Origin of the sequence: Stenotrophomonas maltophilia group sp. msm1 (assembly GCF_032025805.1) — a bacterium.
Classification (GTDB): domain Bacteria; phylum Pseudomonadota; class Gammaproteobacteria; order Xanthomonadales; family Xanthomonadaceae; genus Stenotrophomonas; species Stenotrophomonas hibiscicola.
In genome coordinates, this window is the sequence record NZ_JAVSKH010000003.1 from 123,446 (window position 1) to 140,065 (window position 16,620).

Genomic DNA, 16,620 nt, shown 5'->3' on the forward strand with positions numbered 1-16,620 from the left:
CCATCCGTGCCGGGGTGCTCCGCAAGGAGTTCGGCCACGGAGGCAACAGGGAAGCCCAACCCCGGAACCGATCGCGCTTCCACGCGTCCCGCATACCTATTCCCGCGGGCGGAATCGCTGGTTCCATATCAGGAGTATTGCAATGCCCCAGGTCACCATGCGTCAGATGCTGGAAGCCGGCGTCCACTTCGGCCACCAGACCCGCTACTGGAACCCCAAGATGGCTCCGTACATCTTCGGCGCCCGCGGCAAGATCCACATCATCAACCTGGAAAAGACCGTCCCGCTGTTCAATGACGCGATGAACTTCATCTCGTCGGTTGCCCAGAAGCGCGGCACCGTCCTGTTCCTGGGCACCAAGCGCAGCGCCCGCGAAACCATCAAGGAAGAAGCCGAGCGTTGCGGCATGCCGTTCATGAACCAGCGCTGGCTGGGCGGCACCCTGACCAACTTCCGTACCGTCAAGCAGTCGGTTGCCCGCCTGAAGGAACTGGAAGCCGGTGAAACCGACGGCACCTTCGAGAAGCTGGTCAAGCACGAAGTGCTGGGCCTGCGTCGCGAGCGCGACAAGCTGGAAGCCTCGCTGGGCGGCATCAAGGACATGAACCGCCTGCCGGACGCGATCTTCGTGATCGACATCGGCCACGAAGACATCGCGATCAAGGAAGCCAAGAAGCTGGGCATCCCGGTCATCGCCGTGGTCGACACCAACTACAACCCGGAACTGGTTGATTACGCCATCCCGGGCAACGACGACGCCATCCGCGCTGTGCAGCTGTACGCCCGCGCCGCTGCCGACGCCGTGCTGGAAGGCAAGGCTGCTGCTCCGCACGCCGCTTCGGTGCGTGAGGAAGAGTTCGCTGAAGCCGCTGCCGAAGGCGAAGAGAAGCCGGCCCGCCGCGCTCCGGCCAAGAAGGCTGCCAAGAAGGGCGACGACGCCCAGGCCTGATCCAGGCCACAGGGTGGACGCCCGGCGTCCACCCTCCTGCACGCAGCCCTTGGCGCGTGACAGGACCGTGTCACACGGGCCGGCCACCATGCCGGCCCAACCCCTTTCTTTCGTGAGGTAATCCCGTGGAAATCACTGCTTCCCTGGTCAAGGAACTGCGCGAGCGCACCGGCGCCGGCATGATGGAATGCAAGAAGGCGCTTACCGAAGCCAACGGCGACATCAACGCCGCTGCTGAAGCCATGCGCAAGTCCGGCGCTGCCAAGGCCGACAAGAAGGCTGACCGCGTGGCCGCCGAAGGCCGTCTGGGCCTGGCCCAGGATGGCGGCAAGGCCGTGCTGGTCGAAGTCAACTCGGAAACCGACTTCGTCGCCAACGACGACAACTTCAAGACCTTCGTCAACGCCGTCGCCGCTGCCGCCCTGGCATCGGGCGCCAACGACGTGGAAGCCGTGAAGGCTGCCACGCTGGCCGATGGCCGCACCGTTGAAGAAGCCCGCGCCACCGCCGTGCAGACCCTGGGTGAGAACATCCAGATCCGCCGCATGGTCAAGGTCGACACCACCGGCAACATCGGCGCCTACGTCCACACCAACGGCAAGGTCGGCGTGCTGGTTGACCTGATCGGCGGCGACGTCGAGCTGGCCCGCGGCCTGGCCATGCACGTGGCCGCGCTGAAGCCGCCGCACAACAAGGCTGCGGACGTTCCGGCCGACTTCGTCGAAAAGGAAAAGGAAATCGAGCTGGCCAAGATGTCCGAGAAGGACAAGGCCAAGCCGGCCGAGATCCTGGAAAAGATCATCAGCGGCAAGATCAACAAGATCGTCAGCGACGTGACCCTGTACGGCCAGACCTACGTGCTGGGCGACACCACCGTCGAGCAGGTGGTCAAGGCCGCTGGCGCCGATGTGGCTGGCTTCAAGCTGCTGATCGTCGGCGAAGGCATCGAGAAGGTGGTGGAAGACTACGCCGCCGAAGTTGCCAAGGCGATGCAGGTCTGATTCCAGCCCTCCGGCTGTGAAGCGACCAGAAGGAGCCGCGGGAAACCGCGGCTCTTTTTTTGTACCCACTGCATCGGTGAGTGGGCACCGTTGGTGCGCGCACTGACGCCAGGCACAGCCCGATATCAGGGCTCTTTGCGTTGCGCGCGAATCAAGCCGATACTCGGCGCAGGGAATCCACAGTCGCGTAGCAGGAAGGAAAATCGCGGACTGTGATGCATTCCTAGGTATTCTTGTCCTAATGGAATTGAACGACCCGACATGCCTCCCGAGCTGACAGCTGCCCTGGCGCTCTGCCGCAACCTGCCCTCGCCGCCCGGTATTGCCCTGCGCATCATCGAGCTGGCACAGGACCCGGAAGCGGATATCGCCACCGCCGCCGACATCATCGCCATCGACATGGCGCTGAGCGCTCGCATGCTGCGCATCGCCAATTCGCCGCTGTACGCCAGCCGCCGCCGCATCGAGAACCTTGGCCAGGCACTGACCATGCTCGGCCTTAACGCCACAATCAGCCTTGCCCTGGGTTTCACCGTCACCCAGGGCCTGACCGGCGGCGCAGGCGCCGACCACGACCTGCGCCAGCGCGCGTGGAAGCGCAGCATTCTCAGTGCACTGGCCGCCAGCCAGCTGGGCCAGGCCCGCGGCCTGCGCCGGCTGGAGGAACTGATGCTGGCCGGGCTGCTGCAGGACCTGGGCGTGCTGTGCCTGGCCCAGGCCGAATCGGAGCGTTACCTGCCGCTGCTGCGCGAAGCCCGTGACAACACGGACCTGGTCGCCCGCGAACGCGACGCGCTCGGCTGCAGCCACGCCGATGTCGGCGCCTGGGTGGCCGAGCAATGGGGCCTGCCACGCTATCTGGTTGAGAGCATCAGCCACAGCGAGGACGACGACGCCGCCGATTCGCCGTTCCAGGCCTGCGTGCAGCTGTCCGGCGCCGTTGCCGACATCTGGCTGGACGATGACGCCGATGCCGCCCGCGAGCGCGCCCTGCACCAGGTGCATGAGCGGCTGGAACTCGACAGCGCCCGTTTCGACCAGGTGCTGACCCGCATCAGCGAGGCCCTGCCGGATATCGCCAGCCTGTTCGAGGCCGGCCTGAACTCGCCCTCGCGGGTCCGCGAGCTGATCGACCACGCGCAGGAGCTGGCCACCCTGCGCAACCTGCGCGAGCTGCAGGATGCCGAGCAGGCACGCCGCCGCGCCGACGAATTCGAGGCGCGGGCCAAGCGCCTGGCTGACCAGGCCCACCGCGACGCCCTGACCGGCGTGCTCAACCGGCGCCAGCTGGAGGCGGTGCTCGAGCAGGAGTTCCTGCGCGCCGGGCGTCAGGGCTGGCCGCTGTCGGTGGCCTTCATCGACCTGGATGACTTCAAGAAGATCAACGACGCCCACGGCCACCTGACCGGCGACGAGGTGCTGCGCGCCTTTGCCGGCAAGCTGCAGGGCCAGCTGCGCCATAGCGATACCGTGGCCCGCTTCGGCGGCGAGGAATTCGTCGCGCTGCTGCCCAATACCAGTGAGTCCGTGGCCCTTGACGTAATCCGGCGCGTACTGGCAAACATCGTCGCCACGCCGATGGCCGAACTGGAGGGAGGGCCGCTGTTCGTCACCTTCTCCGCCGGCGTGGCTACCCAGGGCGGCTACGAGCGCTTTGCCGACGTGCAGGACCTCCTGCGCGCCGCCGACGACGTGCTGTACCGCTCGAAGAACCTGGGCCGTAACCGGGTGATCGCCCGCTCCCCCGGTGCGCTCGGCCACGACGAGCTTTCAGCCACCGCCGGCGCCGAGCTGGGCTGAACGGGACGCCCTGCATGACCGGGGCGGATGGCAGGATTTCGCGCCGCAGTGCACAAAACACTTTGGCCCTACGCCGCATGCGCGTAGAATCCCCCGCGATTTCCACGCACCCGAGGTCCCCATGTCCAAGCTCGCCTATCGCCGCATCCTCCTGAAACTGTCCGGGGAGGCGCTGATGGGAGATGAGGACTACGGCATCGACCCGAAGGTCATCAACCGCCTGGCCCGCGAGGTCATCGAAGCCCAGCAGGCCGGTGCCGAAGTGGCACTGGTGATCGGCGGCGGCAACATCTTCCGCGGCGCCGGCCTGGCCGCTGGCGGCATGGACCGGGTCACCGGCGACCAGATGGGCATGCTGGCCACGGTCATCAACGCCCTGGCCATGCAGGACGCCCTCGAGAAACTGGGCGCCAAGGCCCGCGTGATGAGCGCGATCAAGATCAACGACGTGTGCGAGGACTACATCCGCCGCCGCGCCATCCGCCATCTGGAAAAGGGCCGCCTGGTGATTTTCGCCGCTGGCGTCGGCAGCCCGTTCTTCACCACCGACTCCGGCGCCGCGCTGCGCGCGATCGAGATCGGCGCCGACCTGCTGCTGAAGGCCACCAAGGTCGATGGCGTGTACGACAAGGACCCGAACAAGCACAGCGACGCGGTCCGCTTCGACAGCCTGAGCTACGACGAAGTCATCCGCCGCGGCCTGGAAGTGATGGATACGGCGGCCTTCGCGCTGGCCCGCGACAGCGACCTGCCGATGCGCGTGTTCGACATGGGCCAGCCGGGTGAGCTGCTGAAGATCCTCAGCGGCGCGAACATCGGCACCCTGGTCCAGGGCCGCGACCCGGCCTGAGCCTGAGCGCCAGGCGAGCTCCGGGCCGATTCAGGCCCGGCAGCGTCCCGTATTCGCCTATAATCGCCCGATTCCAGTTACACCCAGGACCCGGCGATGCTCAACGACATCAAGAACAACGCGCAGACGCGCATGGCCAAGAGCATCGACGCTCTGAAGCACACCCTCACCTCGATCCGCACCGGCCGCGCCACCCCGGCCCTGCTGGACCGTGTCACGGTCAGCGCCTATGGCAACGCCAGCACCCCACTGAACCAGGTCGCGTCGATCTCCAACGCCGACGCGCACTCGCTGCTGGTCACGCCGTTCGACAAGGGCATGATCAAGGAGATCGAAAAGGGTCTCTACAACGCCGAATTCACCCCGAACACGCTGGGCACTGCGATCCGCATCAACCTGCCGCCGCCGACCGAAGAGCGCCGCAAGGAGCTGGTCAAGCAGGTGCAGAAGGAAGGCGAAGGCGCGAAGATCGCGATCCGCAACATCCGCCAGGACGCGAACAAGGAAATCGCCAAGCTGGTCAAGGACAAGGCGATCAGCGAAGACGAGAAGAAGCGCGGTGAAGACGACATCCAGAAGTTGACCGACACCAACATCAAGGATGTCGACAAGGTCGTTGCCGACAAGGAAAAAGAACTGCTGTCGGTCTGAAGTCGATGCCTTCAGTCCCACCTCCGTTGCCGGCCGCCCTGCCCCGCCACATCGCCATCATCATGGATGGCAATGGGCGCTGGGCACAGCAGCGCCGTCGTCCGCGCGTGATCGGCCACCGGGCCGGCGCGCGCGCGGTCAACCGCACCATCGAGCGCTGCCTTGAACTGGGCATACCGGCGCTGACCCTGTTCGCGTTTTCCAGCGAGAACTGGGGCCGGCCGCAGGAAGAAGTCGATGCCCTGATGAAGCTGTTCCTCGGCGCGCTCGACCGCGAAGTGGACGAGCTGCATCGGCGTGGCGTGCGCGTTCGCTTCATCGGCGAACGCGAGCGCTTCGGTGCAGGGCTGGTCAGCCGCATGCAGCTGGCCGAGCAGCGCACCGCCGACAACACCACCCTGACCCTGTCGATCGCCGCCAGCTACGGCGGCCGCCAGGACATCGCCCGCGCCGCGCGCGCCCTGGCCGTCGAAGTGGCGGCCGGTCGCCTTCTGCCCGAGCAGATCGATGAATCGCTGCTGGGCAGCCAGGTGGCCCTGGCCGACCTGCCACCGCCGGACCTGTTCATCCGCACCGGTGGCGACACCCGCATCAGCAACTTCCTGCTGTGGCAGCTGGCCTATACCGAGCTGTGGTTCACCGATGCCCTGTGGCCGGACTTCGATGCCGGGCAGCTGCAGCAGGCGCTGGACGCCTATGGCAGACGTGAGCGTCGTTTCGGCCTGACCAGCGCCCAGATCGCCGCACTGGCCACCGAGACTTCCAGCCCATGACCAAGATCCGAGTCCTTGCCGCGCTGATCATGGCGCCGGTCGCCATTGCCGCGATCCTGCTGCTGCCGACCCAGTGGCTGGCAGCGGCGGCCGCTGCGGTGCTGCTGATCGGCCTGTGGGAATGGCTGAAGCTGGCCGGCATCGAAGACACCCTGGCGCGTACCGTGCTGCTGGTACTGAACCTGCTGCTGATGGTGCTGCTGGTCTGGGCCGATGGCAGCACGCTGGTGCTGTTCCAGATCACCACCCTGGCCGGCGTGGCCTGGTGGCTGGCCGCGCTGGTCTGGTTGCGCTTCTTCAACTTCGGTGCGCAGCCGTCGCCACCCTCGCGCATCGTGAAGATGCTGGCCGGTACGCTGGCCATCGTTCCGGCCTGGGCTGCGCTGGTGCTGATCCATGCCGGCGGCGATCCGCCGGGCAGGCAGGGCCACCTGTGGCTGCTGGCTGCGCTGGCACTGGTCTGGGCGGCCGATTCGGGCGCCTATTTCGCCGGTCGTCACTTCGGCAAGCACAAGCTGGCCCCACGGATCAGCCCCAACAAGACCTGGGAAGGCCTGCTCGGCGGCCTGCTGGCCGGTGTCGCCGTGGCCCTCGGCCTGGGCTGGCTGGCCGGCATCGACGCCGGGCACCTGCCAGGCCTGCTGATCACCTCGGTGGTGGCCGTGTTCGCCTCGGTGCTGGGTGACCTGTTCGAAAGCCTGATCAAGCGCCACGCCGGCGCCAAGGACTCCGGAAACCTGATTCCGGGCCATGGTGGTGTGCTCGATCGTGTCGACGGTGTCCTGGCTGCCGTGCCGGTGTTCGCACTCGGCAAGGAAATCTTCGGATTCTGACCATGAATGCTGTCGCAGACCTGCGCCGGGTCGCCGTGTTCGGCGCCACCGGCTCGATCGGTGCTTCCACGCTGGACGTGATCGCCCGCCACCCGCACCGCTACCAGGCCACGGTGCTCGCTGCCGGCCGCCAGGTGCAGGCGCTGCTGGCACTGTGCCGCCAGCACAGGCCAGCGCACGCGGTCATCGCCGACGAAGCGCTGTTCACCGAACTGCGCGACGGCCTCCGCGATGCGGGGCTGTCCACCGAGGCGCATGCCGGCCATGCCGCGCTGGACCAGTTGGCCGCCAGTGACGCCTGCGACACCGTGGTCGCCGCGATCGTTGGCGCAGCCGGGCTGTCTTCCACCCTGGCCGCAGCCGCCGCGGGAAAGCGCATCCTGCTGGCCAACAAGGAATCACTGGTACTGGCCGGTGAGCTGCTGACCCGCACCGCTGAACGCGCGGGCGCCGAGATCATCCCGATCGACAGCGAACACAGCGCAATCTTCCAGTGCCTGCGCTCACGCGATGCCAGCGTTGATGGCGCCGGCGTGCGCCGGATCCTGCTGACCGCCTCCGGCGGCCCATTCCGTGGCCGCAGCCGCGACGAACTGGCCCAGGTCACCCCGGCCCAGGCCGTTGCCCACCCGAAATGGTCGATGGGGCCGAAGATCTCGGTCGATTCGGCGACGTTGATGAACAAGGGCCTGGAAGTCATCGAGGCCCACCACCTGTTCGGCGTACCCGGCGAACGCATCGAGGTACTGGTGCACCCGCAGAGCCTGGTCCATTCGCTGGTCGAGTTCGTTGACGGTTCGACCCTGGCACAGATGGGCCTGCCGGACATGCGCACCACCCTCGCCGTTGGCCTGGGCTGGCCGCAACGCATCGAATCGGGCGTGGCCGGGCTGGATCTGCTGGCCCAGGGCCGGCTGGATTTCGAGGCCCCGGACACGGACGCGTTCCCCTGTCTTGCGCTGGCCTGGCAGGCCATGCAGGCCGGCGGCACCGCACCGGCGGTGCTGAACGCCGCCAATGAAGAGGCGGTTTCAGCGTTTCTTCAGGGCCGGATCGGTTTCCTGACCATCCCGAAGCTGGTTGCTAACGCTCTTTCAACACTGCCGACCCAGCCAGCCGATACACTGGAGGTCCTGTTGTGCGCCGACCAGCGGGCACGCCAGCTCACCCTGAACGCCATCGACGCCGCCTGAACGACTGCCTCGCCCAGCATGACGCCGCCGCCCCTGCCCGCCATTGTGAGCCTGCATGACTGACTTCATCGGATCGGTCTGGTGGATGATTGTCAGCCTCGGGCTGCTGGTCACGTTCCACGAGTTCGGGCATTACTGGGTCGGGCGCCTGTGCGGGGTCAAGATCCTGCGCTTCTCGGTCGGCTTCGGCCGGCCGCTGTGGTCTCGCCGGGACAGGCACGGCACCGAGTTCGCCATTGCCGCCATCCCGCTCGGCGGCTACGTGAAGTTCCTCGACGAACGCGAGGTTGAAGTCCACCCCCACGAGCGCGGCCAGGCCTTCAACCACAAGAGCGTCTGGCAGCGCATTGCCATCGTTGCCGCCGGCCCGATCGCCAACCTGCTGCTGTGCATCCTGCTGCTGTGGGCGATGTTCGTGATCGGCAAGCAGGATTATTCGCCGACGATCGGCCGTGTCAGCGGCATCGCTGCCAGTGCCGGGCTGGCCAGCGGTGACCGCGTGCTGCGCGTGGACGAGCGCCCGGTCGTTACCCTCGGTGAAGCCAGCATGGCGCTGACCGCGGCCGCGATGGACCGCCGCGACGTGAGGCTGGAGGTGCTGGATACGGCTGACCAGGTACGCATGCGCACTCTGCCGCTGTCGCAGCTGCCGGCAGGTTTCGATGAGCGGCGGGTGCCGATCCTGGCCGGCCTGTACTGGCAGTCGTGGCTGCAGCCGGCGCTGGTCGACTCGCTGACGCCGGATTCGGTGGTGGCCGGGCAGCTGCAGCCGGGGGACCTGATCGTGGCCATTGATGGCCAGCGCATCGATGGTGCCGATCAGGTCATCGGCGAGATCCAGACGCTGGGCCGCGCCGGCGGCCCTGGCATGATCGAGGTCCTGCGCGGCGGTGAACGCCTGGCGCTGGAAGTCACCCCGCGCCAGGGCAAGGATTCCAGGGGTGAACCGACCTGGCAGATCGGCGTGCAGTTCCCGACTTCGTTCAGCCCTCCCTACGACACCCTGCTTCGCTATGGCCCGCTCGACGCGGTCACCGTGGCTGTGCGCGAAACCGGCCGCCTGGCGGCAGATTCGCTGGGCATGATGGGCCGAATCGTCACCGGCAAGGCCTCGCTGCAGAACGTGTCCGGGCCAGTCACCATCGCCCGGGTGGCCAATGTCTCGGCCAAGCGCGGCCTCGACTGGTTCCTGCAGTTCCTTGCCCTGCTGTCCCTCAGCCTGTGCATCATCAACCTGCTGCCGATCCCGATCTTGGACGGCGGCCACCTGCTGTATTACCTTATCGAGTTGGTCAAGGGCAGCCCGCTGAGCGAGCGTGCCATCGCCGCCGGCCAGTACATCGGCCTGGCGTTGCTGGCCGGGCTGATGGGGTTGGCGTTCTACAACGACATCCTCGGCCTGGTCCCGCGATGAACTTTTCCACGTTGTTGCCGTCTACAGCGTCGGCATCCCGCACCAATGAAATCGACCTTCCTACCGGACGTGACATGACGCGACTCCCCAATCGCCGCCTGCTGGCCCTCGCCCTTGCCGCCGTCACCGGCGCCCCCGCCCTGGCCCAGGCAGCCGAGCCCTTCACTGTCAGCGACATCCGCGTCGACGGCCTGCAGCGCATCAGCTCGGGCACGGTGTTCACCTACCTGCCGGTGGAACGTGGCGAGACGGTCACCGACAGCAAGGTCGGCGAGACGATCCGCGCCCTGTACAAGACCGGCTTCTTCGAGGATGTGCAGCTGGACCGACAGGGCAGCATCCTGGTAGTGACCGTCAAGGAACGCCCGGCGATCAACAAGCTGACCGTGACCGGCAACAAGGACATCAAGTCCGAGCAGCTGCTCAAGGGCCTGTCCGACATCGGCCTGACCGAGGGCGGCACCTTTGATCGGCTGAGCCTGGACCGCGTGACCCAGGAACTTCGCCGCCAGTACAACGACCGCGGCAAGTACAACGTCGAGATCACCCCCACGGTGAGCCCGCTGGACCGCAACCGCGTGGACATCGCCATCGCCATCAAGGAAGGCAAGGCGGCCAAGATCCGCCACGTCAACCTGGTGGGCACCGAAAAGTTCGAGAGCAAGGACATCCTGGAAACCTGGGAGTCCAAGGAGCACAACTGGGCGTCCTGGTACCGCCGTGACGACCAGTACTCCAAGGAAAAGCTGTCCGGCGACCTGGAAAAGCTCAATTCCTGGTACCTGGACCGCGGCTATGTCGACTTCAGCATCGATTCGACCCAGGTGTCGATCAGCCCCGACAAGCGCGACATGTTCCTCACCGCCGGCGTGACCGAAGGTGCGCAGTACAAGATCTCCGAGATCAAGGTCAGCGGTGACACCATCCTCCCGCAGGAGGACGTCGAGCGCATGGTGATCCAGAAGTCCGGCGATACGTTCTCGCGTGCGCTGCTGGAGTTCAGCTCGGACACCATCACCAATTCGCTGTCCAACATCGGCTACGCGTTCGCCAAGGTGAACCCGATCCCGACCACCAACCGCGCCGAGCAGACCGTGGCGATCAACATGCAGGTCGTGCCCGGCCCGCGCGTGTCGGTGCGTCGCATCCTGTTCCGCGGGAACACGCGTACGTCCGACGAAGTGATGCGTCGCGAAATGCGCCAGTTCGAGAACAGCTGGTACTCGCAGGCCGCGATCGATCGTTCCAAGATCCGCCTGCAGCGCTTGGGCTACTTCGAATCGGTGGACGTCGAGACCCCGGCCGTCAGCGGCAGCAACGACCAGGTCGACGTCGTCTACAACGTCAAGGAAACCACCTCGGGCAGCTTCGTGTTCGGCCTGGGTTACTCGCAGTCCTACGGCATGACCACGTCGGTGCAGCTGTCGCAGAACAACTTCCTCGGCGGCGGCAACCGCGTGTCGGTCGAAGCCTCGCGCAGCAGCTACCTGCAGCGTTACGGCTTCAGCTACACCAACCCGTACTTCACCGATGACGGCGTCTCGCTGGGCTACAACCTGTCCTGGCGCGAACTGGACTACTCCGACTTCAACACCGCGCAGTACAACAGCACCAACGGTGCCGCGCAGGTGGTGTTTGGCGTGCCGCTGACCGAGACCGATACCGTCTCGCTGATGTTCGGCATCGACAGCAACCAGATCACCACTTACCAAGGCTCGACCCCGCAGTCGATCATCGACTACATCAATGCAGTCGGTAAGCGCACCTTCCACGCATGGCGCACCGAGCTGGGCTGGGCGCGCGACTCGCGCAACGACTACTTCATGCCCACGCGCGGTACCTACCAGCGCATCGGCCTGGAAACCACGCTGCCGGGTTCGACCATCGAGTACTACAAGCTGAACTACCAGATCAGCAAGTACTGGCCGATCATGCCGTCGCTGGTGATCAACACCCGTGCCGAAATCGGCTACGGCGATGCCTACGGCAACGACTACACCCGTACGCTGACCAATCCGGATGGCACCACCCGCACCGTCACCGCCAGCGGCCTGCCGTTCTTCGAGAACTTCTACGCCGGTGGTACCAACTCGGTGCGCGGCTTCGAGGACAACACACTCGGCCCGCGCGAAGTCACCACCGGTTATCCGGAAGGCCAGCCGCTGGGTGGTTCGCTGAAGACCGTTGGGTCGGTGGAGGCCTACTTCCCGCGCCTGTTCGACAGCCCGTCGGCGCGTGTGTCGGCCTTCGTCGACTTCGGTAACGTGTATACCGGCGTGGACAACTTCAAGGCCAACGAGCTGCGCGTGTCCACCGGTGTGGCCCTGCTGTGGCGCGCCCCGGTCGGCCCGATCTCGATCAGCTACGCCTTCCCGCTGAAGAAGGAAGACGATGACAAGATCGAGCGCCTGCAATTCACGTTCGGTGGCCAGTTCTGAGGAACTCTGTTCCTCAGAACTGATCCACCTCCGGTGAATTGCCCGCGCATTTCACCTATCCCCCGCGCCGCTGGCGCGCCCCCCTTAACAAAGGGGGGCTCTCCACCAGACGGGGCGCGAAGCGCCGGGCATTGCCCGGCGTTTTCGTTTTACTTGCTCGCCGCCGCCGTTACTTCCCGCGCTCGCGTGAAATCATCTGGTGATGGCGCAGGGGGCTGACCAGGACCGTTGGCGCCATGGGCCCGAGGCATGCCTCGGGCGGGTTGGGCAGGACGCCCAACCCCGGTCTTGCCGTGTGCGCAGGACAGCGCACACGAGCAAGGCGCCATCGAGCCCCCAGGGATGGGTCTACGGCGTGTCCTGGGCAGCCCCCTGCGCCATCACCCCGGGACATCAGCCAGGCGCCGCTTTTGACCCCGCATGACCGCAATGGCGTCACACGTTAAACTCCCGCCGTGAATACTCCCACCTACACCGCCCAGCAACTCGCCGAGCAGTTCGGCCTGCAGGTCCATGGCGACCCCGCCACCGCCATCCATGGCGTGGCCACCCTCGCCCATGCCGGTCCTGGCCAGCTGACCTTCCTTGCCAACCCGCGCTACCGCGCCCAGCTGGCCGACAGCCAGGCCTCGCTGGTGGTGCTGCGTGCCGAAGACGCCGAGTCCGCTCCCGGCGCCGCGCTCGTCGCCAAGGACCCGTACACCACCTTCGCCAAGATCGCCGCGCTGTTCGACATCGCGCCGACCCGTCCGCCGGGCATCCACCCCAGCGCGGTGATCGACCCCAGTGCCCAGGTTGCGGCCAGCGCGCACATCGGTCCGTTCGTCTCGGTCGGTGCGCGCAGCGTGGTCGGCGAGAACTGCATCATCGGCGCCGGCAGCGTGATCGGCGAGGACTGCAGCCTGGATTCCGGCTGTGAGCTGATCGCCCGGGTCACCCTGGTCACCCGGGTCCGGCTGGGCAAGCGCGTGCGCGTGCATCCCGGTGCCGTGCTCGGCGCCGACGGCTTTGGCCTGGCGATGGACGCCGGCAAGTGGATCAAGGTGCCGCAGCTCGGCGGCGTGCGCATCGGCGACGATTGCGAAATCGGCGCCAACACCTGCGTCGACCGTGGCGCGCTGGAAGACACCGTGCTGGACGAAGACGTACGCTTGGACAACCTGGTGCAGATCGCGCACAACGTGCAGATCGGTGCGCATTCGGCCATCGCCGGTTGCACCGGCATCGCCGGCAGCGCCAAGATCGGCCGCTATTGCCTGCTCGGCGGCCACGTCGGCGTTGTCGGCCACCTGGAGATCTGCGACAAGGTCGTGATCACCGGCAAGTCGGTGGTCCGCAATTCCATCCATGAGCCGGGCGAGTACTCATCCGGCACCCCGTTGACCGACAACCGTACGTGGCGCAAGAACGCCGCGCGTTTCAAGCAGCTGGACGCATTGGCTCGCCGCGTCCTGGCTGCTGGCAAGGAGAAAGAATGAACGATTCGCTGCAGCTTCCGATCGACGTCTGCCAGATCCAGGAACTGCTTCCACACCGCTACCCGTTCCTGCTGGTGGACCGGGTGCTTGAACTCGACGTCGAGGCCAAGCGGATCCTGGCGCAGAAGAACGTCAGCATCAACGAGCCGTTCTTCCAGGGCCACTTCCCGGGCCGCCCGATCATGCCCGGCGTACTGATCATCGAAGCGCTGGCGCAGGCCGGCGGCGTGATGACCCAGCTCACGCTTGGCCGCGATGCGCAGTCCAAGCTGTTCTACATGGTCAAGGTGGAAAACGCCCGCTTCAACAAGCAGGTCGTCCCCGGCGACGTGCTGATGCTGGACGTGCAGATGAAGCGCCTGATCCGCAACATGGGCTGGTACTACGGCGAAGCCAAGGTCAACGGCGAAGTCGTCGCGTCGGCCGAGGTCATGTGTGCCGGCGCCAAGGGCTGATCCACTGGAGGCAGCAATGACTGACAACGCACCGCGGATCCACCCCACCGCCGTCATCGACCCGGCCGCACGCCTGGCCGACGATGTCCAGGTGGGCGCCTTCACCCTGATCGGCCCCGACGTTGAAATCGGTGCCGGTACGGTGGTGGGCCCCCATTGCAGCATCCACGGCCCGACCCGGATCGGCCGCGACAACCGCTTCGTCGGCCATGCCGCGATCGGTGGCGAGCCGCAGGACAAGAAGTTCGGCGGCGAGCGCACCGAACTGGTGATCGGCGACCGCAACGTGTTCCGCGAGTTCGTCACCCTGAACCGCGGCACCGGCGGCGGCGGCGGCATCACCACCATCGGCAACGACAACTGGATGCTGGCCTACACGCACGTGGCGCACGACTGCCATGTCGGCAATTTCTGCGTGTTCTCCAACAACACCACCCTGGCCGGCCATGTGACCGTGGGCGACTACGTGATCATCAGCGGCTTCGCCGGTGCCCACCAGTTCTGCCGGATCGGCGCGCATGCCTTCCTCGGCATGGGCGCGCTGACCAATGGTGACGTACCGCCGTTCACCATGGTCGGTACTGATTCGCTGGGACGCCCGCGCGGCATCAACAGCGAAGGCCTGAAGCGACGTGGCTTCGACGCTGACCGCATTTCGGCCATCAAGCGTGCCTACCGCACGCTGTACGTGGCGGGCCTGCCGCTGGCAGAGGCCAAGGTGCAGCTGACCGAGCAGGCGCGTGACAGCGACGACGTAAAGGCGATGCTGGACTTCATCGAGCACGCCGAGAGGCCCCTGCTGCGATGAGCAGCACGACCGGCCAGGCGCCGGCCGGCGCCGCAGTGATCCCGCTGGCCTCGATGACCGGCAGCGTCCCGGCGCAACGGGTGCTCAGCGAGCGCCCGTTGCGGATCGCGCTGGTGGCCGGCGAGGCCTCCGGCGATCTGCTCGGTGCGGGCCTGGTCCGCGAACTGAAAGCGCGCTTCCCGAATGCCGAGTTCGCCGGCATCGGTGGCGACGCCATGCGCAGCGCGGGCTGCCAGACCTGGCACGATGCCAGCGAGCTGGCGGTGATGGGCCTGACCGAAGTGCTGCGCCACCTGCCGCGCCTGCTCAAGCTACGTTCGGCGTTCCGCCAGCGTGCGCTTGACTGGCAGCCGGACGTGTTCATCGGCATCGACGCCCCCGACTTCAACCTGGGTATCGAGCGTTGGCTGAAGCAGCGTGGCGTGAGCACCGTGCATTACGTCAGTCCCTCGGTCTGGGCCTGGCGCGAAAAGCGCGCCGAGAAGATCGGCAGCAGCGCCGACCTGGTGCTGTGCCTGTTCCCGATGGAGCCACCGATCTATGCCAGGCACGGCATCGACGCGCGCTTCGTCGGCCACCCGATGGCCGATGACATTCCGCTGCAGGGCAATCGCGAGGAAGCACGCGCCGCGCTCGGACTGCCGGCCTCGGCCAAGGTGCTGGCAGTGTTGCCGGGCAGCCGCCTGGGCGAGATCTCGCGCCTGGGCGAACCGTTCTTCGAAGCCGCCTGGCAGGTCTCCGAACGCATTCCGGGCCTGCATGTGGTGGTGCCTGCCGCCAACCCGGCCTGCAGGGAACTGATCGAGGAACAGCTGTCGCGCTCGGCGCTGCCGGTGGCCTATTCGCATGTGCTGGATGGCCAGGCGCGCAACGCGATGATCGCCGCCGACGTGGTGGTGCTGGCCTCCGGTACCGCGACCCTGGAGGCCATGCTGGTGAAGCGGCCGATGGTGGTCGGTTACCGCGTCAACGAACTGACCTATCGACTGGTGAAGGCGCTCGGCCTGATCAAGGTCGACCGCTTCGCCCTGCCCAACATCCTGGCCGGGCAGGACCTGGCACCGGAACTGATGCAGCACGACTGCACGCCGGACAAGCTGGCCGCGGCCATCCAGCAGTGGTTCGACCACCCGCAGCGGGTGACCGATCTGCAGGATGCCTACGTGCGCCTGCACGAGCGGCTGCGCCGCAACGCCTCGGCGCGTGCCGCCGACGCCGTTGGCGAACTGCTGATGCGCGACCAGGCACAGGCATGAGCCGCCGTCACGCCGCCGCAGCCAGCCTGACCCTGTTCGACGGTGCGCCCGTGGTCGAGCCGGAGCGCCTGGTCGCTGGCGTCGACGAGGCAGGCCGTGGTCCACTGGCCGGGCCGGTCGCGGTGGCAGCGGTGGTGTTCGACCCGTCGCGACCACGGATCAACGGCCTGGATGACTCCAAGCAGCTAACCGCGGCCCGCCGCGAGCAGCTGCATGACCGCATCATCGAGCGCGCCCTGGCCTGGCATGTGGTGCTGGTGGACGTGGACACCATCGACCGCCTGAACATCTACCAAGCCACCCTGCAGGGCATGCGTGACGTCGTTGCAGCGGTCGCCCATGTGGCCGGCTTCGCGCGCATCGACGGCAACGTGGTGCCCAAGGGCCTGGCACTGCCGGCGCAGGCGCTGGTCGGCGGCGATGGCATCGACCGCGCGATCATGGCCGCCTCGATCCTGGCCAAGGTCTCGCGCGACCGCTACATGCAGGAGGTGCATGCCCGCCATCCGAAGTACGGCTTCGAACAGCACAAGGGCTACGGCACCCCGGCCCACCTGGCCGCCCTGCGCGAGCACGGCCCCTGCATGGAGCACCGCCGCAGCTTCGCTCCGGTGCGTGAGTGTCTGGACCTGACGCAGGCGGCGGCCATCGCCTGAGCCAGCTGGAGTTGTAGAGCCGAGCCCATGCTCGGCTGCTTTGGACAGCCGAGCATGGGCTCGGC

Annotated in this window: 14 protein-coding genes and 1 pseudogene; all 15 read left to right on the forward strand. The window is 66.6% G+C overall.

Annotation, left to right across the window (positions count from 1 at the left end; translation table 11 throughout):
- The first annotated feature begins 142 nt into the window (after window positions 1–142).
- The 15 genes and pseudogenes from rpsB to ROV95_RS15800 all read left to right on the forward strand — a co-directional run bounded on the left by rpsB (window position 143) and on the right by ROV95_RS15800 (window position 16,555).
- Window positions 143–949, forward strand: coding sequence for a 30S ribosomal protein S2 (gene rpsB / locus ROV95_RS15730; protein ID WP_005408748.1), 807 nt, complete (start codon window positions 143–145; stop codon window positions 947–949).
- Between the two features lie 125 nt (window positions 950–1,074).
- The gene (tsf, locus tag ROV95_RS15735) at window positions 1,075–1,950 is read left to right on the forward strand and encodes a translation elongation factor Ts (protein ID WP_019659120.1); all 876 of its coding nucleotides are present in this window, start codon (window positions 1,075–1,077) and stop codon (window positions 1,948–1,950) included.
- Window positions 1,951–2,211: 261 nt separating this feature from the next.
- A complete protein-coding gene (locus ROV95_RS15740; protein ID WP_021204144.1) occupies window positions 2,212–3,750 on the forward strand; it encodes a GGDEF domain-containing protein in 1,539 nt (512 codons plus the stop codon).
- Between the two features lie 121 nt (window positions 3,751–3,871).
- Window positions 3,872–4,600: a UMP kinase gene (gene pyrH / locus ROV95_RS15745; protein WP_019659122.1), complete on the forward strand. Its 729-nt coding sequence runs from the start codon at window positions 3,872–3,874 to the stop codon at window positions 4,598–4,600.
- A gap of 96 nt (window positions 4,601–4,696) precedes the next feature.
- The gene (gene frr, locus ROV95_RS15750) at window positions 4,697–5,251 is read left to right on the forward strand and encodes a ribosome recycling factor (RefSeq protein WP_312545248.1); all 555 of its coding nucleotides are present in this window, start codon (window positions 4,697–4,699) and stop codon (window positions 5,249–5,251) included.
- A gap of 5 nt (window positions 5,252–5,256) precedes the next feature.
- A complete protein-coding gene (uppS, locus tag ROV95_RS15755) occupies window positions 5,257–6,024 on the forward strand; it encodes a polyprenyl diphosphate synthase (RefSeq protein ID WP_019659124.1) in 768 nt (255 codons plus the stop codon).
- Window positions 6,021–6,857, forward strand: coding sequence for a phosphatidate cytidylyltransferase (locus ROV95_RS15760; RefSeq protein ID WP_312545249.1), 837 nt, complete (start codon window positions 6,021–6,023; stop codon window positions 6,855–6,857). The genes uppS and ROV95_RS15760 overlap by 4 nt, the downstream gene beginning before the upstream one ends.
- A gap of 2 nt (window positions 6,858–6,859) precedes the next feature.
- Window positions 6,860–8,050 (forward strand): 1-deoxy-D-xylulose-5-phosphate reductoisomerase, encoded by a 1,191-nt coding sequence (locus tag ROV95_RS15765; RefSeq protein ID WP_021204145.1) that lies wholly within the window; start codon window positions 6,860–6,862, stop codon window positions 8,048–8,050.
- A 55-nt stretch (window positions 8,051–8,105) separates the two neighbouring features.
- Window positions 8,106–9,464, forward strand: coding sequence for an RIP metalloprotease RseP (gene rseP / locus ROV95_RS15770; protein WP_021204146.1), 1,359 nt, complete (start codon window positions 8,106–8,108; stop codon window positions 9,462–9,464).
- Window positions 9,465–9,538: 74 nt separating this feature from the next.
- Window positions 9,539–11,902 carry an outer membrane protein assembly factor BamA gene (bamA, locus tag ROV95_RS15775; RefSeq protein ID WP_021204147.1) on the forward strand — a complete coding sequence of 788 codons (2,364 nt, stop codon included), beginning with the start codon at window positions 9,539–9,541 and terminating at the stop codon, window positions 11,900–11,902.
- A 455-nt stretch (window positions 11,903–12,357) separates the two neighbouring features.
- Complete coding sequence (gene lpxD, locus ROV95_RS15780; protein ID WP_021203673.1) at window positions 12,358–13,380, forward strand: UDP-3-O-(3-hydroxymyristoyl)glucosamine N-acyltransferase; 1,023 nt, start codon at window positions 12,358–12,360, stop codon at window positions 13,378–13,380.
- Window positions 13,377–13,835 carry a 3-hydroxyacyl-ACP dehydratase FabZ gene (gene fabZ, locus ROV95_RS15785; RefSeq protein WP_005415845.1) on the forward strand — a complete coding sequence of 153 codons (459 nt, stop codon included), beginning with the start codon at window positions 13,377–13,379 and terminating at the stop codon, window positions 13,833–13,835. Before lpxD ends, fabZ begins: the two co-directional genes overlap by 4 nt.
- 16 nt (window positions 13,836–13,851) lie before the next feature.
- Entirely contained in the window at window positions 13,852–14,643 is a 792-nt protein-coding gene (gene lpxA, locus ROV95_RS15790) for an acyl-ACP--UDP-N-acetylglucosamine O-acyltransferase (protein ID WP_005415844.1), read from the forward strand.
- A gap of 92 nt (window positions 14,644–14,735) precedes the next feature.
- Window positions 14,736–15,899, forward strand: a pseudogene (lpxB, locus tag ROV95_RS15795) (lipid-A-disaccharide synthase); the annotation flags it as partial.
- Window positions 15,896–16,555, forward strand: coding sequence for a ribonuclease HII (locus tag ROV95_RS15800; RefSeq protein ID WP_021203671.1), 660 nt, complete (start codon window positions 15,896–15,898; stop codon window positions 16,553–16,555). The pseudogene lpxB and the gene ROV95_RS15800, both read left to right, overlap by 4 nt.
- Window positions 16,556–16,620: the final 65 nt, after the last annotated feature.